The organism is Xanthomonas bromi (assembly GCF_900092025.1).
GTDB lineage: Bacteria > Pseudomonadota > Gammaproteobacteria > Xanthomonadales > Xanthomonadaceae > Xanthomonas > Xanthomonas bromi.
Genome location: NZ_FLTX01000005.1, coordinates 15,141 through 37,017 on the forward strand (window position 1 = coordinate 15,141; position 21,877 = coordinate 37,017).

14 protein-coding genes and 3 pseudogenes are annotated in these 21,877 nt (G+C 63.1%); 6 read left to right on the forward strand and 11 right to left on the reverse strand.

The annotated features are described in order from the left end of the window. The first annotated feature begins 370 nt into the window (after positions 1-370). A complete protein-coding gene (locus XBLMG947_RS01550; protein WP_065466076.1) occupies positions 371-889 on the forward strand; it encodes a disulfide bond formation protein B in 519 nt (172 codons plus the stop codon). A 506-nt stretch (positions 890-1,395) separates the two neighbouring features. Here XBLMG947_RS01550 and XBLMG947_RS01555 read toward each other — a convergent pair. Continuing rightward, positions 1,396-3,519 carry a TonB-dependent receptor gene (locus XBLMG947_RS01555; RefSeq protein ID WP_065466187.1) on the reverse strand — a complete coding sequence of 708 codons (2,124 nt, stop codon included), beginning with the start codon at positions 3,517-3,519 and terminating at the stop codon, positions 1,396-1,398. 235 nt (positions 3,520-3,754) lie between these two features. On the opposite strand from XBLMG947_RS01555, the gene XBLMG947_RS01560 reads away from it, so the two are divergent. Next, positions 3,755-5,152, forward strand: coding sequence for a class II 3-deoxy-7-phosphoheptulonate synthase (locus XBLMG947_RS01560; RefSeq protein ID WP_065466077.1), 1,398 nt, complete (start codon positions 3,755-3,757; stop codon positions 5,150-5,152). Positions 5,153-5,237: 85 nt separating this feature from the next. Then, entirely contained in the window at positions 5,238-6,365 is a 1,128-nt protein-coding gene (locus tag XBLMG947_RS01565) for a mechanosensitive ion channel family protein (protein WP_065466078.1), read from the forward strand. Positions 6,366-6,561: 196 nt separating this feature from the next. On the opposite strand, the pseudogene XBLMG947_RS01570 reads toward XBLMG947_RS01565, so the two are convergent. The 3 genes and pseudogenes from XBLMG947_RS01570 to typA form a co-directional block, all read right to left on the reverse strand. Beyond that, positions 6,562-8,165: pseudogene (locus XBLMG947_RS01570) on the reverse strand (amidase). A gap of 103 nt (positions 8,166-8,268) precedes the next feature. Continuing rightward, complete coding sequence (locus tag XBLMG947_RS01575) at positions 8,269-8,739, reverse strand: DUF2127 domain-containing protein (protein ID WP_065466079.1); 471 nt, start codon at positions 8,737-8,739, stop codon at positions 8,269-8,271. A gap of 18 nt (positions 8,740-8,757) precedes the next feature. After that, positions 8,758-10,587, reverse strand: a complete 1,830-nt coding sequence (gene typA, locus XBLMG947_RS01580; RefSeq protein ID WP_065466080.1) for a translational GTPase TypA — start codon at positions 10,585-10,587, stop codon at positions 8,758-8,760. Between the two features lie 244 nt (positions 10,588-10,831). Here typA and XBLMG947_RS01585 point away from each other — a divergent pair, with 244 nt between their 5' ends. Beyond that, complete coding sequence (locus XBLMG947_RS01585; RefSeq protein ID WP_065466081.1) at positions 10,832-11,326, forward strand: peptidylprolyl isomerase; 495 nt, start codon at positions 10,832-10,834, stop codon at positions 11,324-11,326. A gap of 121 nt (positions 11,327-11,447) precedes the next feature. Further along, positions 11,448-12,434 (forward strand): malate dehydrogenase, encoded by a 987-nt coding sequence (locus XBLMG947_RS01590; protein ID WP_065466082.1) that lies wholly within the window; start codon positions 11,448-11,450, stop codon positions 12,432-12,434. A gap of 81 nt (positions 12,435-12,515) precedes the next feature. Here the strand turns inward: XBLMG947_RS01590 and XBLMG947_RS01595 are convergent, their stop codons facing one another. The 7 genes and pseudogenes from XBLMG947_RS01595 to XBLMG947_RS01630 form a co-directional block, all read right to left on the reverse strand. Continuing rightward, a complete protein-coding gene (locus XBLMG947_RS01595) occupies positions 12,516-13,130 on the reverse strand; it encodes a glutathione binding-like protein (protein ID WP_065466083.1) in 615 nt (204 codons plus the stop codon). A 391-nt stretch (positions 13,131-13,521) separates the two neighbouring features. Continuing rightward, the gene (locus XBLMG947_RS01605; RefSeq protein ID WP_065466085.1) at positions 13,522-13,983 is read right to left on the reverse strand and encodes a cell wall hydrolase; all 462 of its coding nucleotides are present in this window, start codon (positions 13,981-13,983) and stop codon (positions 13,522-13,524) included. Between the two features lie 366 nt (positions 13,984-14,349). After that, positions 14,350-14,598, reverse strand: a pseudogene (locus tag XBLMG947_RS23460) (transposase); the annotation flags it as partial. Next, positions 14,585-15,394 carry a type III secretion system effector XopAV gene (gene xopAV / locus XBLMG947_RS01615; RefSeq protein WP_065466087.1) on the reverse strand — a complete coding sequence of 270 codons (810 nt, stop codon included), beginning with the start codon at positions 15,392-15,394 and terminating at the stop codon, positions 14,585-14,587. The pseudogene XBLMG947_RS23460 and the gene xopAV, both read right to left, overlap by 14 nt. A 133-nt stretch (positions 15,395-15,527) precedes the next feature. Continuing rightward, positions 15,528-16,332 (reverse strand): annotated as a pseudogene (locus tag XBLMG947_RS20970) (IS5 family transposase). Positions 16,333-16,863: 531 nt separating this feature from the next. Continuing rightward, the gene (locus XBLMG947_RS01625; protein ID WP_065466089.1) at positions 16,864-18,903 is read right to left on the reverse strand and encodes an NADPH-dependent 2,4-dienoyl-CoA reductase; all 2,040 of its coding nucleotides are present in this window, start codon (positions 18,901-18,903) and stop codon (positions 16,864-16,866) included. Between the two features lie 207 nt (positions 18,904-19,110). After that, complete coding sequence (locus XBLMG947_RS01630; protein WP_065466090.1) at positions 19,111-20,133, reverse strand: zinc-binding alcohol dehydrogenase family protein; 1,023 nt, start codon at positions 20,131-20,133, stop codon at positions 19,111-19,113. Between the two features lie 413 nt (positions 20,134-20,546). Between XBLMG947_RS01630 and XBLMG947_RS01635 the strand changes: the two genes are divergently transcribed. Continuing rightward, positions 20,547-21,674, forward strand: coding sequence for an OmpA family protein (locus XBLMG947_RS01635; RefSeq protein ID WP_065466091.1), 1,128 nt, complete (start codon positions 20,547-20,549; stop codon positions 21,672-21,674). The last annotated feature ends 203 nt before the right edge of the window (positions 21,675-21,877 follow it).

The window sequence follows — 21,877 nt, forward strand, 5'->3', positions numbered from 1 at the left end:
GAGAAAGCCCGGTGCATGCGCCGGGCTTTTTTATTGGTCCGGTCGAAGGCGCTGAGCGCTGCCGGCTGTACGCCTGTGTCGACGCATGCGGCGCGTAAGGTAAAGCGATGCGGCTAAGCAGACGCCCACTGAAACGGCCTGTGGCTTGGTCGATCGGCAGTTTGCTGATCGCGCACCGCGGATCGCCGCTCGCGTGCGTGTGGCGATGTGGCGTGATCACTCCGGTAATGCGTGCCGGTCACGTTGCTGGGGCTTCGCAGCAGATCAAGATCAGACGCTTCGCGCAATACGACCCTCCGCTCGGGCATGCGTGGTCACGGCCGTGGCGATGGCTGATAATCGGCAACTCGACCCTAGGCAAGCAGTGACGATGAATCCATTTCGTTGGAGTTTCCGGGCGCAGTTTCTGCTGGGCTTTCTTGCATGCGCAGGATTGCTGGCTTACGCGATCTACGTGCAGCTGCATCTGGGTCTTGAGCCTTGCCCGCTGTGCATCTTCCAGCGGATCGCTTTCGCGGCGCTGGCGATGTTTTTCCTGCTAGGCGGGCTACATGGGCCGCGGGCGGCGGGTGCGCGGAAGGTGTATGGCGTGCTGAGCTTCATCGCCGCGGGGGTGGGCATGGGCATCGCTGCGCGGCACGTATGGGTGCAGATCCGGCCCAAGGACATGATGTCTTCGTGCGGTCCGCCGTTGAGCTTTCTGAGCGAGACGATGGGGCCGTTCGAAGTGTTCCGCACCGTGCTGACCGGCACCAGCGACTGCGGCAATATCGATTGGCGCTTCCTGGGGCTGAGTATGCCGATGTGGAGCATGGTGTGGTTCGTGGGGCTGGCGTTGTGGGCGCTGTACGCGGGCTTCAAAGCGCGGCGTAGTTCGGTCCATCATTAGCGGTGCCGCGCGTTGCCAGGCCTGCTGATCCCTTCGGCGCGCAGGTGTCATCGCGGGTAGGCAATCGGGCGCCGTGCATCGCCTGTGCGGCGATGGTGGGTGGTGTGATGGGAAAGGTCGCGTTGATCTGTCGCCGGTCGTTAACGATCGACCATCGTTGCGCAAGGTGTCTTTACCCACTGCAGGCATTGGACGCAGCTGATTCTATGCAAATAGCACTAAGCGCCCTTATTGCGGCGTCAGGCATTGGTTACCCGCCCAAGGTAACGGCATCGAAGGCGTGACATAGCGCCTGGCACTGCAAAATGGCCACCTGTGATAGATCGCAAACTGGTTCAAGGCATCGAGCAGATCGAAGATCGATACGCACGGGCATGTAATGCGATACGTACCAGCCGTAAAGATAGTCCGCATTGGAATCCCGTCGCATCTGGATCCGCAGTCATCGCAGCCCCGCGAGCGGACGGCCGGTCTGCGTCCGGTCCGTCCGCTGCGTTACACCGCAATCAGAAGTCTTGCTGCAGGCTCACATAGACGCCACGGCGCGGCGCCCACTGCGGCGCGAATACGCCAATGCCGCCGCCATCGCGCAACTGGTAGCTGCGGTTGAGGACATTGACTGCCGCCAGTTGCACATGTAGCGGATGCGTATTGACGTCGAAGTCGTGGCCGACGCTGGCATTGAGCTGGAAGTATGACGGCAGCGAAGCGCCGTTGGGCACGGTGTCGGTATCGGTACGCAAACCGCTGCCGAACAGGTAGTTGAGGCCGACCTTGCTGCCTTCGCTGAAGGCGTAGTTGATACCGCCGGAAGAGGTCAGCTTCTGATCGTGGTCCAGATGAATCCAGTTGTCGTAGGTATACGCCAGCGCATCTGGGTCGAAGTTGTACAGACTGGTCATGACCCGCTTGCCCATGGCCTTGCTGTAGGCGACGTTGAAATAGGCCGTGACCGGTCCGTTGGTGTAGTCGGCGCTGAATTCGGCGCCGCGGATGCGGCCATAGCGGTAATTAAAGGTGGAATAGACATAGGCGGCACCGAACTGGCCTTCGTCCTGCAGCCGATCGGCCTTGCGGTAATAGGTGTCAAGGCCCAGCGTCAGATGATCGGTGACCACTTGCGAGATGCCCAGGTCGTAGTAGTCGCTGCGCTCGCTCAGCGGTGTGGTGGGGCCATCGCCGGCGGACTGCTGATTGGTGGTGCCGTCGTATAGCGCGATGTCGCTGGTGGAGATCAACTCGCTGGCCGGGGGAGTGAAGTAGCGCGCGTAACCGGCATGCACGGTGGTGCTGCCGCTGGCGCGCCAGATGACGCCCAGGCGCGGGCTGAGCTGACCTTCGGTATTGCCGAAGGCCTTGTACTTGTCGCCGCGCACGCCGTAGTTGACCGTCCAGTCGTCGCCGATCTTCCACTCGTCCTGCAAATAGAGCGCGTAGGTGCTGGCATGGAAACGGCTGCCGTCGGGGATGAACAGCGGCACGTTGCTGCTCTGGCTGCCGTCGTCGTTTGCAAGGAAGACATACGAATCGTTGCTGGCGATGGCGTGTTCGAAATTGCCATAGACACCGTAGCGCAGCGTATGCGAGCCGCCCCACGGCGTTGCGAAGTCCGCCTGTACGGTATTGGCGCGGTTGCTGCGCTCTACTTGCGAGGCGATGCCGTTGAAGATCAGGTCGCCGGCGACATCGGGCGAGAAGGCGACGCTGCTGTAACGCTGGCCGGCTGAGAGCTGATAGTTGGTGTCGCCAAGCGTGCCTTGCAGGGCCAAGGTGCCGAAACGGGTGTTTTCGCGCTGGTTCTCGTCCAGGCGCGACGAATCGAAATCGGTGGTGCCCAGGTAGTCGAAGGCCGGCGTCTGTCCGGGATTGTTGGGGATCTGGAAGCGGTTGTTGGCGTAGCCGACCAGCAGGCTGAGACGGGTGTTCTCGTTGACCAGATAGGTCAGATCGGCGAAGCCCTTGCCCTGGCGGGTTTTGTCATGCACAGGATTGAGGCTGTCGACCGGGTTCTCCAGGCCGTTCTTGTTCTGGTCGTAATCGCCGCTGACGAACCAGCTCCAACGCCCGTTGCCGCCCCAAAGCGAGGCATTGGGGTTGATGGTGCCGAACGAGCCGGCGGTGATGCCGACGCTGCCGCCATTGCCGAGCTCTGCACCGTTCTTGGTGGTGATGTCGACCACGGCAGCGGTACGGTCGCCGAACTGCGCAGGCAATGCGCCATCGAGCAGCTTGAGGTTCTTGATGATGCGCGGCTCCAGGCTCTGGCCGAAGCCGGAGATGGATTCGGGAATCATCACCCCGTTGATGCGGTACTGCAGATTGGCATGGTCGCCGCGGACGTGGATGCTGCCATAGGAATCCTGCACGACACCGGGCGCCTGCAGCAGCACCTGGTTGAGCGGGGTCGCGGCGCCAAGCGGCAGGCGATCGATATCTTCGGCGGTGATGGCGAATTGGCTGCTGCCGATATCGGGCGACAGCGCATTGCGCGCGGCCTCTAGCTTGGCGATCACATTGACCGTATTCAGATCGGTGGTGCGCTCGGAGTCGGCATCGGCGGCAAATGCCGCACCGACAGGTGCGGCCAGCAGGGCGATGGTGATGGCAGCAGACAAAAGACGAGGAGTCATGGCGGTTTCGCGAGGCATGTGAGAGGAAGGTGTTGTTATTTTGTAACATTGGACCCCCTGGTGAGCGCTGGCGTAGGCCGAAAGTCATGTTCATCAGGCGAGGTGTTGCTTGGTGTTCAGGTCGAAGGCGCGTGCGCGCTATTGCCAATTCGGGTGTTGCGCTGCGACCGGCATACAGGCGCTTTGCGTAGCGTTCGGGGTCTGCCAACATCGCAGACTGCCTAGGAGTCCTTCTATGAATCTTTCCGCCCCCACTTCCGTTCCCGATCCCGCCACCGCAGCGTGGGCGCCGGACAGCTGGCGCGGCAAACCTGCACTGCAACTGCCGGTGTATCCGGACGAGAACGTGCTGCAGGCCGCCATGCGCGAGTTGGGGCAGCTGCCGCCGCTGGTGACCTCGTGGGAAATCTTTGCGCTCAAGCGCCAGCTGGCGGAAGCGCAGGAAGGCAAGCGCTTCCTGCTGCAGGGCGGCGATTGTGCGGAAAATTTCAGCGACTGCGAATCTGGGACGATTTCCAATCGGTTGAAGGTACTGCTGCAAATGAGCCTGGTGCTGGTGCACGGGTTGCACTTGCCGGTGGTGCGGGTGGGCCGTTTTGCCGGGCAGTACGCCAAACCGCGTTCGGCCGATACCGAGACCCGCGATGGAGTGACCTTGCCGAGCTATCGCGGCGATGTGATCAATGCGCCGGCCTTCACCGAAGCGGCGCGCGTGCCCGATCCGCTGCGCATGATCACCGCGCATTCGCGCTCGGCGATGACGATGAACTTCGTGCGCGCGTTGATCGACGGCGGCTTCGCGGACCTGCATCACCCCGAATACTGGAATCTGGATTGGGTGGGCTATTCGCCGTTGGCGGCGGACTACCAGAAAATGGTCGTTTCGATCGGCGACGCCGTGCGCTTCATGGAAACGCTCTCCGGGGCGGAGGTGTACAACCTCAATCGCATCGACTTCTACACTTCGCACGAAGCCTTGCTGCTGCCGTACGAAGAAGGCCTGACCCGGCAGGTGCCGCGACAGTGGGGCTGGTTCAATCTCAGCACGCACTATCCGTGGATCGGGATGCGCACCGCTGCACTGGACGGCGCACATGTGGAGTACCTGCGCGGCGTGCGCAACCCGATCGCGATCAAGGTGGGGCCGTCGGTGCAGCCGGATCAGTTGCTGCGCCTGATCGATGTGCTCAACCCCGAAGACAAGCCCGGGCGTTTGAGCTTCATCCATCGCATGGGCGCGGCGCAGATCGCCGACAAACTGCCGCCGCTGCTGGATGCCGTAAAGCGCGACGGGCGGCGGGTGCTGTGGGTCTGCGATGCGATGCACGGCAATACCGAAAGCACCGGCAATGGCTATAAAACGCGGCGTTTCGACAACATCCGCAACGAAGTGGAAGTCTCGTTCGACCTGCATGCCGCGGCCGGGACACGCCTGGGTGGCGTGCATCTTGAGCTCACCGGCGAAGATGTCACCGAGTGCACTGGCGGTGCGCGCGAACTGACCGAGCGCGATCTGGAGCGGGCGTATCGCTCCAGCGTGGATCCGCGCCTGAACTACGAACAGTCGCTGGAAATTGCGATGGCCATCGTGCGCAAGCAACAACAGGTGGCCTCGCAGCCGCTGGGCGCATGAGCGGCGTGTGCGCATGACGTGATGCTCATGCCGCGTGCGGCATGCTCTGGCAGCCATCGCTCTTTCCCCCCACAGGAGGAACGGTTTGACTGCCGATTGGAACGTCATCCGCGAATACGCAATTCCACTGGGCGCCGCGCTGCTGGCCGGCGTCGTCACCTGGTCACTGATGCTGTGGTTGTTTCGCCGCATGCAGGGCCGCGATTATCGTCGTGCGCGCATCATTCGCGTGATCACCCTGCCTGCGGCCTTCATCCTGCCGCTGCTGTTTCTGGGTGTCGCCACCGAAGCGACCCCGCTGGCCGGCAAGGCGCTGGCAGCGGTGCAGCATCTGCTGCACTTGGGCATCGTCGGCTGCGTTACCTGGTTGCTGGTACGTGCGGTGGCCGCTGGCGAGGCGGCGATCCTGCGCAGCAACCCGATCGAAGTGTCGGACAATCTCACCGCACGGCGCATCCAGACGCAGACGCGGGTACTGAGCCGCGTGCTGATGGGCACGGTGATCCTGCTAGGCATCTCGGTCCTGCTGCTGACGTTTCCGCAGGTACGCCAGATCGGCAAGACCTTGCTGGCGTCGGCGGGCATCATCGGGCTGGTGGCCGGTATTGCGGCCAAGCCGGTGTTCGGCAACTTGATCGCGGGTTTGCAGATTGCGTTGACCCAGCCGATTCGTCTGGACGATGTGGTGATCGTGGAAGGGGAGTGGGGCCGCATCGAAGAGATCGGCAGCTCGTATGTGGTGGTGCGGATCTGGGATGAGCGGCGCATGGTGGTGCCACTGACCTGGTGGATCGAAAACCCGTTTCAGAACTGGACGCGCAGCAGTGCCGACCTGCTCGGCACTGCCTTCCTGTGGCTGGATTACCGCACGCCGATTGCCGCGGTACGTGCGGAACTGGAGCGCATCTGCCAGAGCGAGCCGCTGTGGGATGGCCGCGTGTGCGTGACCCAGATTACCGACACCAGCGACAACACCATCCAGGTGCGACTGCTGGTGAGCGCACGCAATTCTGGCGATGCCTTCGATCTACGCTGTCTGGTACGCGAACGGATGATCGATTTCCTGACCCGCGAGCATGCGTATGCATTGCCAAGAATCCGCGCCGAAATCGCCGCGCAGGAAAAAGCACCACCGCGGACGGCCGAACCGATTGCGCAGGAGAGCGTGCGCTCGCCGGGCGCCGAAGACGGCGAGCCTCCAACGACGATCTAGTGCGTTGTCTGGCTAGAACCCGGTAGGTCAGGTCTGCGGCAGGAGCTTGTGCAGGGGCCAGCCGCCGCCGCGCACGCGCCTACCGTTTGTGCACGCTTGGCGGCTCCGACGCGTGCCGCATGTGGCGGCGGATGCCAGCCCCATTCGCGGCCGCACGTGGTCCGGTCAATCATTTGATGGGCGCCGGCATCACGGGCTAAGCTCCTGACGTGGCCGCACGTGGCGCGGCCGACGCACTTGGTGCATAACTAGGCGTAAAGCGCACATGGCTGCGTTGTTCGTACGCATACGCCAGCTCGATCAGGCGCGGCTCGCTCCAGGCCGTGCCCATGAACAACAGGCCCAGTGGCAAGCCTTGGGTCTGTCCCATCGGCACGCTCAGGCTTGGATAGCCGGCCACGGCCGCGGCGCCATAGCCCGCGCCAGGAAACGTGTCGCCCTTGCCGAGCGTGGTGACCCAGGCCGCGCCGGTGGTGGGTACGATCAAGGCATCCAGGCGATCGGCCTTTAATGCCGCATCGATGCCTTCCGGCCCGGCCAGCCGTTTGGCGCTCGCCCGTGCAGCCAGATAACCCGCGTCGTCGAGACCAGGCGCTGCCTGCGCCTGTTCGAACAGTTCCTGCCCGAAATACGGCATCTCGCGCTGCGCATGTTTGCGGTTGAACGCAATCAACTGCTCCAGGTTCGCTAAGGGCGCGCGGTGGCTTTGCAGAGACGCAGTCAGGCCGGCCTTGAATTCGACCAACAGGACCAATTGCTCGGCCGCATCCCATTTGCCCTCGGTGGCCAGACTGGTTTCGATCATCGTGGCGCCGGCAGTACGTAGCGTCTTCGCCGCGCGGTCGAGCGCCGCGGCGATCGCCGGGTCCTCGCGTAGCGGGTTGCGCAACAGGCCCAGGCGTGCACCGCGCAGACCGTCGGGTTTCAGGTGCGCGAGATAGTCGACGCTGGTCGCCGGCGCCTGGCTCGTGGCCGGATCCTGCGGGTCGGGCGCGGCGATGGCCTGCAGCAGCACGGCCGCGTCGGCGACGCTGCGTGTCATCGGCCCGGCGGTGTCTTGACTGGCGGAAATCGGGATGATGCCGTCGCGACTGACCAGGCCGACGGTCGGCTTGAGTCCGACCAGGCCGTTGACCGAAGCAGGGCAGGTGATGCTGCCATCGGTTTCGGTCCCGATGCCGACGGTGGCCAGGCTGGCCGCGATGGCCGCACCGGTGCCGGCGCTGGAGCCGCAGGGATTGCGATCCAGTGCATACGGATTGCGGGTCAGCCCGCCGCGTCCGCTCCAGCCGGAACTGGACTGGGTGGAGCGGAAATTGGCCAATTCGCTGAGGTTGGTCTTGCCCAGAATCACCGCACCGGCGGCGCGCAGCCGGTTGTACCAGGAAGGCATCGCGGCCGGGACGGAACGCGGCCAGTGCCTGCGAGCCGGCACTGTTGACCATCGGCAGCGCGTCGATGTTGTCCTTGAGCAGCACCGGGACGCCGTGCAGCGGTCCGCGCACACGGCCGTCGCTGCGTTCGGCATCCAGGGCGCGCGCGTCGGCTTCGGCCTGTGGATTGAGTTCGATCACCGCGTTGAGCGTTGGGCCGGCACGATCGATGCTGGCAATGCGCTGCAGATACGCGCGTGTGAGCTGCAGGCTGCTGCTCTGGCCGCTGGCCATGCGGGCTTGCAGGCCGGCCACGTCGGCCTCGGTCAGATCGATGGGGTGAGCGGTGGAATGTTTGCGGGTGCCGGTAGCAGAACGCGACGGGTCATCGGCAGCCGCACAGCGCAGCAAGCAGCGCGAAGGACAAGAGGGTGGATCGCATGGATGGCCTTCCCCGGGGAGAAGTCGCAGGCTAACGGCGCGACGTCGGGGTGACAACGGAAGACCGGCCCGCAGACCGGCAAGGTGGCTTAGCGATGGCGGCGTCGCACAAGATCGCGTGCCAGCACGCCGACCACGATCAGATTGATCGCCAGCACGCCCCAGGCGGTCCAGCCGGGGTGATGCACGATGGCGTAGATATCGAATGGCAGATAGATGGCCGCCGACAGGCAGCCCAGCAACGAGGCCCAAGCCTTGGCGCGCCACAGGCCCCATGACTCGACGACATGCAGCAGTCCGTAGGCCAGCATCGCCGCTGCGGCCAGATGCACGGCATTGGGATCGATCATTTTCAGCAGCGACGGCAGTGCGCCGTGCTCGGGGTCCAGACTGAAACGGCGGATCAGCGTGCTGACCGCATGTTGCAGCGGCAGCGGGCCCAGAAGTTCCAGGCCCGTCGCCGCCAACAGCGCAAGCGCGCCCTTGATCGCCTCTAGCAAGGCGATGACATGCAGTCCCGGATGCGCGCGCGGATCCGGGCTGTAGGGCTTATCGCTCACGCGTGTCGGCCTGACAACTCAGCCGGAACGGCCAGCGCGCTTACGGTCGCTTTCGGTCAGGAACTTCTTGCGCAGGCGGATTTCCTTCGGGGTGACTTCCACCAGCTCGTCGTCCTCGATGAAGTCCAGGGCCTGTTCCAGCGTGTACTTGATCGCCGGGGTTAGCTTGATCGCATCGTCCTTGCCCGAAGCGCGCATATTGGTCAGCGGCTTGGTCTTGATCGCGTTGACGGTCAGATCGTTGTCCTTGGAGTGGATACCGATCAGCTGGCCTTCGTACACGTTGTCGCCTTCGGCGGCGAACAGACGGCCACGCTCTTCCAACGGCCCCAGCGCATAGGCCGGCGTTGCGCCCGGCGCATTGGCAATCATCACGCCGTTCTGGCGCTTGGCGATGGCGCCCTGTTCCTTCGGGCCGTAATGGTCGAACACGTGGAACAGCAGGCCCGAACCCTGGGTCAGGGTGCGGAATTCGTTCTGGAAGCCAATCAGGCCACGCGCCGGGATCATGTAATCCAGACGCACGCGGCCCTTGCCGTCCGGCTCCATGTTCTTCAGCTGGCCCTTGCGGGTGCCCAGCTTTTCCATCACGCCGCCCTGGTGTTGTTCTTCGATGTCCACCACCAACTGTTCGATCGGCTCCATCAACTTGCCGTCGATTTCCTTGATGATGACTTCCGGACGCGACACGGCCAGCTCGTAGCCTTCGCGGCGCATGTTTTCTATCAGCACCGACAGGTGCAGCTCGCCACGGCCGGAAACCAGGAACTTGTCGGCGTCGGAACCTTCCTCGACCTTCAGCGCAACGTTGTGCACCTTCTCGCGGTCCAGACGGTCACGCAGCTGGCGGCTGGTCAGGAACTTGCCGCCGGACAGGTCCTTGTTGCCGGCGAACGGCGAGTTGTTGACCTGGAAGGTCATCGAGATGGTGGGCTCGTCCACGGTCAGCGCCGGCAGCGCTTCCGGCGCGTCGAGCGCACACACGGTGTCGGAAATGGTCAGCTCGGATACGCCGGAGATGGCGACGATGTCGCCTGCCTCGGCGGTGTCCTGCTCGATGCGCTCCAGGCCCAGGAAGCCCAGCACCTGCAGCACCTTGCCCTGACGCTTCTTGCCTTCACGGTCGATCACGCTGACCGGCATGTTCTTCTTCAGCACGCCGCGCTGGATGCGGCCGATGCCGATCACGCCGACGAAGTTGTTGTAGTCCAGCTGGCTGATGCGCATCTGGAACGGGCCGTCCGGATCGACGTCCGGGGCCGAGACGTGCTGCATGATCGCTTCGTACAGCGGGGTCATGTCGCCGTCGCGCACGTCCGAATCCAGGCTGGCGTAGCCGTTCAACGCGGAGGTGTAGACGATCGGGAAGTCCAACTGCTCGTCGGTGGCGCCGAGCTTGTCGAACAGATCGAACACCTGGTCGATCACCCAGTCCGGGCGTGCGCCGGGACGGTCGATCTTGTTGACCACCACGATCGGCTTGAAGCCCATCGCAAAGGCCTTCTGGGTCACGAAGCGGGTCTGCGGCATCGGGCCGTCCATCGCGTCGACCAGGATCAGCACCGAGTCCACCATCGACAGCACGCGCTCGACTTCGCCGCCGAAGTCGGCGTGTCCCGGGGTGTCGACGATGTTGATGCGGTTGCCGTTCCAGGTAATGGCCGTGTTCTTGGCCAGGATCGTGATGCCACGTTCCTTTTCCTGATCGTTGCTGTCCATCACGCGCTCAGCCAACACGGTGCGTTCGGACAGGGTGCCGGACTGCTTCAGCAGGCAGTCGACGAGGGTGGTCTTGCCATGATCGACGTGCGCGACGATGGCGATATTGCGGAGTTTTTCGATAGACATGCGGAAAGGGCCCCTGTCTGGCGCCAGTCTTGAGATGAGGTAAGCCCGGTATTATAGCGGTTTCGTTGCGCTACCGTTGCGGATTGCCTGAAATCGATGCAGATCGCCCATTCAGGCTGCGTGACGAGGCCCGCCGCCGGGACCGGCGCGGGTCCTTGGACCATGGTCGTAACCACACGGCCGGCCGCGCGCCCGGGTGTATCCTAATGGGCTGTTGATCACCCCAGAACCTGCAAGGATTTCCATGTCCCTGATCGCCACCTTCGACACCTCCCGCGGCCCGATCGTTGTCGAGCTGTACCCGGAAAAGGCTCCGCTGACGGTTGCCAACTTCGTCAACCTGGCCAAGCGCGGCTTCTACGACGGCCTGAGCTTCCACCGCGTCATCGCCGACTTCATGATCCAGGGCGGTTGCCCGGAAGGTTCCGGCCGCGGCGGCCCGGGCTATCGCTTCGAAGACGAGGCCAATAATGGCCTCGGCCACGAGCGCGGTGTGCTGTCCATGGCCAATGCCGGCCCGAACACCAATGGCAGCCAGTTCTTCATCACCCACACCGCCACCCCGTGGCTGGACGGCAAGCACACCGTGTTCGGCAAGGTCACCCAGGGCCTGGACGTGGTGGACAGCGTCGCCCAGGGCGACACCATCAACACGCTCACCATCGAAGGCGACACCGACGCCGTGTTGGCCGCCAAGGCCGACCGCGTTGCGGAGTGGAACAAGATCCTCGCCGCCTGATTGCCGCCACCGTCGAACGGCCGCCTTGTGCGGCCGTTTGCTTGTCAACGCGCGCGGCCAGGCCTTGCGGCCCCGCCAGCGCGCCACCCCCACCAACGCTTTTTAGCAGAGGAAACACCCCATGAAAGCACCTGTTCGTGTTGCTGTGACCGGCGCTGCCGGCCAGATCGGCTACGCCCTGCTGTTCCGCATCGCCTCGGGCGAAATGCTGGGCAAGGATCAGCCGGTGATCCTGCAATTGCTGGAACTGTCCAACGAGAAGGCCCAGGCCGCGCTCAAGGGCGTGATGATGGAGCTGGAAGACTGCGCGTTCCCGCTGCTGGCCGGTATGGTCGGCACCGACGACGCCGAAGTGGCGTTCAAGGACATCGACGTGGCCCTGCTGGTCGGCGCGCGTCCGCGCGGCCCGGGCATGGAGCGCAAGGACCTGCTGCTGGAAAACGCCAAGATCTTCACCGCGCAGGGCGCGGCGTTGAACAAGGTGGCCAAGCGCGACGTCAAGGTGCTGGTGGTCGGTAACCCGGCCAACACCAATGCCTATATCGCCATGAAGTCGGCGCCGGATCTGAATCCGAAGAACTTCACCGCCATGCTGCGCCTGGACCACAACCGCGCCCTGAGCCAGCTGTCGCTCAAGCTCGGCAAGCCGGTCGGCGGCATCGAGAAGCTGGTGGTGTGGGGCAACCACAGCCCGACCATGTATCCGGACTACCGTTTCGCCACCTCCGATGGCGCGTCCATCGGCGATGCGATCAACGATCAGGAATGGAACGCCAACACTTTCATCCCGACCGTGGGCAAGCGCGGCGCGGCGATCATCGAAGCGCGCGGGCTGTCCTCGGCCGCATCGGCCGCCAATGCCGCCATCGATCACGTGCGTGACTGGGTGCTGGGCAGCGATGGCAAGTGGGTCACCATGGGCGTGCCGTCGGATGGCTCCTACGGCATTCCTGAAGGCATGATCTTCGGCTTCCCGGTCACCACCGAGAACGGCCAGTACACCCTGGTCAAGGATCTGCCGATCGACGACTTCAGCCAGAAGTACATCGACAAGACCCTGGCCGAGCTGGAAGAAGAGCGTAGCGGCGTGTCGCATCTGCTGGGCTGAGTCATTCGGTCACGGCGGTCATGAAAACGCCGGGCATTGCCCGGCGTTTTTTATTGCGTCGTGTGGCCGATGCCTGGGCTGTCAGGCTAGGCCTTCTGCCTGTAGCGCGGCCTGCACATCGGCATCGGCCAGCATGCGTTGCACGAACGCCTGCAGCGCGTTCAAGCCATCGAGATTGACGGAGACCTTCTGCGCCCACAGCAAGGTGACGAACAGATACGCATCGGCCCCGGTGTGGCTATCGCTGGCGAGCCAGGTGCGGTCTTGCAAGTGGGCATCGACGCGCTCGTAGAGCGTGCGCAATTTGTTGCGTGCATCGTCCTGGCTGCGCGCGATCAGCGCGGGGTCTTGCAGATACGCGGTGCTGCCGAAGATTGGCTCGAACGTGGGATGCACGTCGGCATTGACGAAGGCGATCCAACGATTGATTTCGGCACGGCTGCGCGCGGTGCCATCGCCGGATAAGCCGGTCAGTGGCGCGATATCGGCGATGTAATTCAGGATGGCGGCATTCTGGGTCAGTGCCCACTCGTCGACCACCAGCAATGGTACGGCGCCTGCTGGATTCAGACGCAGATACTCGGGAGATTTCATCGTCGCCGCATCGACCACACTCAAGTCGAACGGCAGCCCCGACCAACGCAACACGATGTGATCTGCCAGCGAACACGCGCCGGGCTTGGTATATAGCTTCATGGACGATCCGCATGGAATGGGACCGTGAGCTTAGCGGGCGGACGATGCGGTGTGGAGCGTGGTGGCGGGGCGCGCGCCTGCTGCAGGAGATCGTTGGACGTGGCGGTCGCTACTGCCGCGGTTGTGTAAGGAACCTTGCCAGCGCCACACAAGGGCGGCACATGGCGGCAGCAAGGTTGCCTTGGTCAAGTGTTTGATCTTGCAGCCCATCCAGAGACGGATCGTGCATGCAATCCACGATGCGGCTCTGTGCGTGTTGATCGATCGCTACGCTGGCGCCGCGCTCCTGCAGCGTCGACGTGTCAGAGCGCATCACACGCGTAATCGGTGCAGGTCGGCAGCAGCGCATGTCAGCGGTGTCTATCTGCAAAAGCACCGCGACTCTGCGCGCTCAGGACGCGTTGCGCGGCCGCAGCGATTGCACGCGATAGAACGTGTGGTCACCGATGGTGGCCACCTGATAGGCGTTGCGCCAGCTCGGGTTTGCAATTGCGCTTGCGGCAAAGTGGCTGGCACCCGGCACGATCTCTTTGCGCTTGCCAACCGGAAGTGCCCAGTTGCGCTGCGCAGCCAGTGCCACGTCCAACGCCTTGTTCCAGGCATCGTCGTTCTTCAGCTGTGTGCCCGGCGCCACGATCGTCGGCGCAAACTGCTTGCGCGCGGTGACCACCTGACACATGGAATCGCCCCACAAGCCGCTATCCAGACGACGCAGCGCAACTTCTGCAACAGCCTGTTGGCCGCGCAAGGTCTGGTCGCGCGCTTCCAGATAAACCGTCGTACTCAAACACAACGAATCTGCGGCTGGCTGCGGCAACACATGCGACAGCCAGAGTATCCAAACAAGTTTCATAGAACTCCTTGCTCCGTGTGGGCCGGTCCGCAGAACATCCAATGTGGATGCACCAGTACAGAAGGCTTGGCGTCATGGGGAGGCAACCTGCCACCGGTCACCAACGACTCCGGCGAAAGAACATCTGCCGAAGGTGCCCACCAAATGCGGCGGGTCAAAAAGTTGGCGCAAGGTAGGCGTCGATCACACAATCGTGGCTGAATGAAAGGGGTTGACGATTGCGATCACCTGCAATGCCTAGGCAATTTCTGCACAACCCATCAAACCTCTAAAATTACAGTTTCTTGCATGTCAATCAGTGGAAAAATGCTGAGTCGCGTGCGATTTTTGCAAGGTTCTGGCGGTTTTGGCTGCCGCCAGGCAGCATTATCCCCGGGCAGGCAGCAATTGCCGGCGCACCATCCACAGCTTCGACAGCGCAAACAAGGTCAGCACCTGTGCGGTGTTCTTCGCCAGGCCGCGATAGCGCACCTTGGTGTAGCCAAACTGGCGCTTGATCACGCGAAACCGATGCTCCACTTTTGCGCGGATGTAGTCCTGCAGCAGCACCTGGCGCCCATCGGGGACAACGCGCTCCCTAGAAGTTGCATGGTACGCGCGTTCAGTCTTCTTCCGACGACGTAGACGTCTCGTTCGGCGCGCGGGCTCTTGCTGCCAGCAGCAGCCGGTTGACCAGCTTGGGCGCATCGTCGCCAACGCCACTGGCCGCGTTCCAGAGTTCCGCAGGCAAGCGCGAACGCTCTGCAGTGATGAGATTCATCAGATCCTTGGCCAGGGCCGTCTGCTCGCCCAGGCTCAGGTGAGAGCCAGGACCATCGTCCTCGGGCATGGTCACCATCTCGACCGCCTCATCCAGGCAAGCTTCGGTTGTCCCCAATTCCCTTGCTCGCTCGGCTTTTTGCACACGGATTTTCACCGGGGTTTGCGCCTGTTGTATGTACCGGGAGGCGACAGACTCGATTGCCCTAAAGCCACCGAATGCCACCGCCGCGCCCACCGCTATAGTGCCACTGCTCCGAGCAATGTTATGAAAATGCTGCGAACCCATCGACACCATGCCATTGCCACGAGCAAACTCCTGGTAATCCGGGTCATCCATGAAATTGCCTCGTATGTGGTTGGAGAAACTGTTCGCTGTGGTAACGCCAAACACCACGCCGGAGCCCCTAGCGAGTTTATTTGCCGTGCTACGTACAACATTGGCTACACGCACGCCAGCACCCGGTTCCTGAGGCTGGGCAGCGCCGAGCCGCGCCGCGCGTACCGGTCGCCGTGGCAGGCTTTGGAGTTGCGTGTTGGCATGCGGGTCCTGCGTGTGTGCAGAGGAGCTGGCCTCGGGTTCGGTGGCCACATTGTCCTGCGTGTGCCTCGCCACTCGGCGCGTTACAGACGTTAGTGTCCCAGGACGCATACATCACCTCACACGTTGAATGGAGCGCCATTCTTTCGTAGCTCCATCACGGCAGCGCGCAACGGGCCGAATCGCTGTGGCGTGGGGCGAAACGGACACCGCCGCGCCCGAGGCATCGGGCGGTTTAGAGCGACTAACAAAACGCCGGAAGTCGCCGTGGGCAGCTGACGCAACAGGCCATGGACAGCAGAGCCAGGTGGATATCGATCCGGCGTTCGCAGCGTGTCCGCAGTTTTCCCATCCGGCAAACCAGGCATGCGCGCGTTCAACTACCCAGCGGTATCGGCCCAGGCGATCGTTGCGTTCCACGCCCTTGCGGGCGATGCGTGGGGTCACCCCTCGTCGCTTCAGATGGTTCCAGCACCGATCCATGTCGTAGGCCTTGTCGGCATGCAGCTTGTCCGGCCAGCGTCGTGGCCGTCCAGGTTTGCCGGCAATGGAGGGCAATGCATCGACCAGTTCCTCGAACACGACCGAATCGTGCCGGTTGGCCCCGGTCACGCAGAACGCCAGGGGAACGCCGTTCCGATCCGTGATCACGTGCCGCTTGCTGCCACGTTTGCCGCGGTCGGTCGGGTTCGGCCCCGTATAGGCGCCCCCCGGGGGTAGGCCACGCTGGCCGCGTCCAGGCAGGCCCGGCTGAAATCGAGCCGGTCGGCGCGGCGAAGTTCGGCCAGCAACACCTGATGCAGACGGTGCCACACACCCGCGGCCTGCCAGTCACGCAATCGGCGCCAGCAGGTCATGCCGCTGCCGTAGCCAAGTTCCTGGGGCAGATCCTCCCACGCGATGCCAGTGCGCAGCACGTATACGATGCCGTTGAGTGCGCTTTGGTCGTCTACGCGCGGCCTACCGCCCTTGGGCGAAGGCGGCACTACAGGGATCAAGGGTCGGATGCGCTTCCACAGCGCTGTGCTGATTTCTTTGCGGTGAGCCATCACCGCAAAGTGGTGGCTCAACAGACGTGTTCCAGGAGCTTTTGTTAGCCGCTCTTAAAACACCGTCGGTTTCGCAAGTGCCTATCCAAGCAAACGATGCGCGTGTGAGATCTGCAGCGTAATCAATAACACTACGGGAACCCTGAGTTGGCAACGCATTAGTCAGCTACGACACCTCGCTGATGACCAGGTCGCCCGCCACCGAGTTTCAAGCTACCACCGCGTTTAGCTCGACAGGTGCGATCAACGCAAAAATTGGCAGCAATTCGCTGGTGTGCCAGAGCAGGCGTTTGCCGAATGCACAGCGCTCAGGCAAGCAATGCGGCAGGCGGTAACGCACTGGGTAATGCGTGCGGTGACGATGACATGCGAGCGGTTATAGCCGAGCCGCACGATAGGAGAAAAACACGATCGGCGCGGAAGACGCCGCATCCGTGGCATGTCGGGGTTGTAATGCCGCAGACAGGTTGGCAATGCCGTTGAACCCTGAAACGCAGCGGCGTCGTCGTCACGCCGCTTTGGTGAACCCTTTTACAGCGTCGCGGCCAACCGACTCGCCTGGTTGATCGCGCGCTTGGCATCCAGTTCGGCCGCCACGTCCGCGCCGCCGATCAAATGCGGCTGCTGGCCATTGGCTTGCAGCGCGGCCAGCAATTCGCGGCGGGGCTCCTGCCCGGCGCACACAACCACCGTGCCGACGTCGAGCAACTGTTCGCTGCCGTCCACGCGAATGTGCAGGCCGGCATCGTCCACCCCGAGATATTCCACGCCGCCGAGCATCTTGACGCCCTTGGCCTTGAGCGTCGCGCGGTGGATCCAGCCGGTGGTCTTGCCCAGCCGCGCGCCGGGTTTGCCGGGGCTGCGCTGCAACAGCCAGACCTGACGGGCAGGCCGCTCGGGCTGCGGCCTGGTCAACGCCCCACGTGCTTCGAAGCTCGGATCCACGCCCCATTCGGCCATCCAGCGCTGCGGATCCAGCGAAGGCGATTCACCGGTGTGCACCAGAAACTCGCCGACATCAAAGCCAATACCGCCCGCACCGATGATCGCCACCTTGTCGGCGGCCACGTGGCGGCCCAGCACGACATCGAGATAGCTGACCACCATCGGATGATCGGCACCGGGGAAATCCACCTTGCGTGGTTCGATGCCGGTCGCCAGCACGATCTCGTCGAAGTCTTTCAGATCGGCGGCCTGCACGCGGGTGTTCAAGCGCAGCTGCACGCCAGTGGCTTCGATGCGGTGGCCGAAGTAGCGCAAGGTCTCGTTGAATTCTTCCTTGCCCGGGATGCGTTTGGCGACATTGAACTGCCCGCCGATCGCATCGCTTGCATCGAACAAAGTCACCTGGTGCCCACGTTCCGCTGCCACCGTCGCGCAGGCCAGGCCGGCCGGGCCTGCGCCAACCACGGCAATGCGTTTGGGCGCGGTAGTCGGTGTGTAGTTGAGTTCGGTTTCGTGCGCGGCGCGCGGATTGACCAGGCAGGTGGCCAGCTTGTTGTCGAACACGTGATCCAGGCAGGCCTGATTGCAGGCGATACACGTGTTGATGGTGTGCGACTGCCCGGCGCGCGCCTTGTTGGTCCATTGCGGGTCGGCCAGCAGCGGCCGTGCCAGTGACACCATGTCTGCGGCACCGTCGGCCAGGATGCGTTCGGCCACTTCCGGCATGTTGATACGGTTGGTCGCCACCACCGGAACGCGCAGATGCGGCTTGAGCTTGGCAGTGACGCCGGCAAACGCGGCGCGCGGCACCGAGGTCGCGATGGTGGGAATGCGGGCTTCGTGCCAGCCGATGCCGGAATTGATGATGGTCGTGCCGGCCGCTTCGATCGCTTGCGCCTGCGCCAGGATGTCCTGCCACTGGTTGCCGTCTTCGACCAGATCCACCAGCGACAGCCGGTAGATGATGATGAAGTCCGGCCCGCAGGCTTCACGGATGCGCCGCACGATTTCCACCGCAAACCGCATGCGCTTGGTGGCATCGCCGCCCCAGGCATCGCTGCGTTGATTGGTGCGTGCGGCGGTGAATTCGTTGATCAAATAGCCTTCCGAGCCCATCACCTCGACACCGTCGTAGCCCGCCTCGCGCGCCAGCCGCGCCGCGCGCGCATACGCGGCGATCTGCCGGTCCACGGCACGGGCCGACAAGGCGCGTGGAGTGAACGGATTGATCGGTGCCTTGAGCCTGGACGGCGCCACCGACAGCGGGTGGTAGGCATAGCGCCCGGCATGCAGCAACTGCAGGCAGATCTTGGCCCCGTGTTCGTGCACGGCGCGGGTGACCTGGCGATGCGGGCGGACTTCCCAGGGCCACGACAACTTGCCACCGAACGGCTTGAGCCAGCCCACCACATTCGGCGAAAACCCGCCGGTCACGATCAGGCCCACCCCGCCGGCAGCGCGCTCGGCGAAATATGCCGCCAGCTTTGGGAAGTCGCGTGCACGGTCTTCCAGGCCTGTGTGCATCGATCCCATCAGGACGCGGTTGCGCACTTGCGTGAAGCCCAGATCGAGCGGGGCGAACAGATGGGGAAAAGGTGCGACGGACGGGCCGGTGGCGGGCGACATGATATGGATACGCTGGCGTACGGAGTGCGCACGATGCCGGCAAACGGATCTGGCGGCAAGTCCTCCCGCATCCAGCGCTGCCGCCGGGTCCGGCAGATGCCCGGTCGGCAACTCGCTCCGCTACCGCTCGCACCGGCCGCGTCCCGATGCGCAGGCGCTTTGCGCACGCAGACGCTGTGCGCCAACGCGCCCAACCCAGCTGGCGTATTACCAGCCCGCCAGCACCAGCTTGCCGATCGTGCTGCCGCTCTCCAGTCGACGATGCGCCTCGCGCAGGTGCTGCGCATTGATTGGCGACAGCGTTTCGGTATGTGTCGTCCGTAGCTCGCCGGCATCGATCAGGCTGGCCGCCCGGTTGAGAATGCGGTGCTGCTCGACCATATCGTCGGTCGCGTAGCGCGCGCGTGTGAACATCAGTTCCCAATGGATGCCGATGCACTTGGATTTGTACGGGTCGCCGATCGACAGCGGCCCGCGCGGCTCCACGATCAGGCCCACATGCCCCTGCGGCGCCAGCACCTCGCCCAGTGGCTGCCAGTAGCGGTCGGTGTCGGCCAGATTGAGCGCTGCATCCACTGTGTCCATGCCAAGTGCCTGCAGTTGCGGCTGCAGCGGTTGGTGATGATCGATCACATGGTGCGCGCCCATTTGGCGTACCCACTCGATGCTCTCCGGGCGCGAGGCGGTGGCAATCACCGTAAAGCCGGCATGCCGCGCCAGCTGGATCGCGATGGAACCCACGCCGCCCGCGCCGCCGATGATCAGCAAATGCTTGCCGCGATTGCGTGCGCCGTCGAATGAGAAGGGCATGCGCTGGAACAACAGCTCCCACGCCGTCAGGGTGGTCAGTGGCAGCGCGGCCGCCTGCGCGAAGCTGAGCGAGGTCGGTTTGCATCCGGCGATGCGCGCGTCCACCAGCTGGTACTGCGCATTGCTGCCTGGCCGCCCGATATCGCCGGCGTAATAGACCTCGTCGCCGACTGCAAAGGCAGTGACCTCCGGGCCGACCGCCTCGATCACCCCAGCTGCGTCGTAGCCCAGGATCTTCGGCGACTGCAGCGGTTGCGGCTTGGGCGCGCGCACCTTTGTGTCGACTGGATTCACCGAGATCGCCTCCACCCGCACCAATACGTCATGACCAGAGGGCGCTGCCGGCGTCGGAAGCTCCATGTCAAGTAACGACTCGGGGTCGTCGATCGGAAGATGGCGGGTGAGGGCGACGGCTTTCATCGGAGCGCTCCTGAGCGGGAAGTTCAGGGTGCGTTGTGGCGCGAATTGTGTGCAACTCTCAATCCCACAATTCAGCTCGGACGGGGCTTTGCGTTCACCAATGTGTTTTCAGTAAGGCGCGGAACGCTAAAAATCTGTTAGCTTGAAACCGTATTCAAATGGCTTAAGTGGGCTGCGGTTCATGCATGCGAGATCCCCGAACTGGGTGCCAGGTCCTTTCCTTCATGAAACTGTATACGTAGTATTGCCTGAGATTGCCGGACCTATTGATCACTTTCACATGTTATATGACCGTTAACGCGATCTTCACTGACGCCGGCTTAATCTGCGCCCCGATGGCTCTGGATGTGACGAGCATCTTTACCAAGAACAACGCCTCTATCGGTTTATCTCCCAAAGAAGGAGCTGTATAAATGAACAAGAAAATTCTCACTGCCGCGTTGCTCGGCGGTCTGGCAGTTGCCCAGGCTGCATCCGCGCAGGAGTTCGATGACCGTTGGTACCTGACCGGTAGCGCTGGCTTCAACTTCCAGGACAGCGATCGTCAGACCAATGATGCTCCGTTCGTGACCCTGGGTTTGGGCAAGTTCGTCAGCCCGAACTGGTCGATCGACGGTGAACTGAACTATCAGAACCCGAACTTCGATGCCAACCAGGATCTGAACTGGAGCCAGTACGGTATTTCGTTCGACCTGCGTCGCCACTTCATCCAGGAAGGCCGCGGCTGGAACCCCTACCTGCTGTTCGGTCTGGGCTATCAGCGTTCGGAAGAAGAGTTCGACGCATCTCCGAACCCGGTGTCGCCGGGCCAGCAGAAGGACGGCAACTTTGCCGCCAAGGTCGGTGTCGGTCTGCAGACAACCTTCGAGAAGCGCGTCGCCGTGCGTGCCGAAGTGGCCTACCGTGCTGACTTCAACGACAACTCGGTCATTGCACCTGACCGCACCTTGTTCAGCCGCAATGGTGATAACCAGAACTTCTTCGGCGACGTGCTGGCGTCGGTCGGCGTCGTGATCCCGTTGGGACCGGCTCCGTCGACCGCTCCGCCGCCGGCTCCGGCTCCGGTTGCTCCGAGCTGCGCAGACCTGGATGACGACGGTGACGGCGTCAACAACTGCGACGACAAGTGCCCGGCTTCGCAGCCTGGTCAGACCATCGGTCCGGACGGTTGCCCGGTTCCTGTCTCGATCGACCTGAAGGGCGTGAACTTCGACTTCAACAAGTCGACCCTGCGTCCGGATGCCGTCTCGATCCTGAGCGAAGCGACCGAGATCCTGAAGCGTTACCCCGACCTGAAGGTCGAGGTTGCAGGTCACACCGACTCGAAGGGTACCGACGCGTACAACCAGAAGCTGTCCGAGCGTCGTGCGACCACCGTGTACGACTACCTGACCAAGAATGGCGTCGATGCGTCGCGTCTGGTCGGCCCGATCGGCTACGGCGAGAGCCGTCCGATTGCTCCGAACACCAACCCGGATGGTTCCGACAATCCGGAAGGTCGTGCGAAGAACCGTCGTACCGAGCTGAACGTCCAGAACTAATTGGACCGCTAGCTTTGCTACACACAAAACCCGGCCTTGTGCCGGGTTTTGTCTATATAGCCCCCGGAAAATAGCCCCCGGAAAAGCGCGCTCAAGCGGTGCTGATCCTGTCTGCGTTGTCATCCAGGCACGGTTCCTGTTGAAACAGCGTTCATCGCTGCCTACACTCGCCGCGTCAACACCACACTCATACTTGGAAGAAC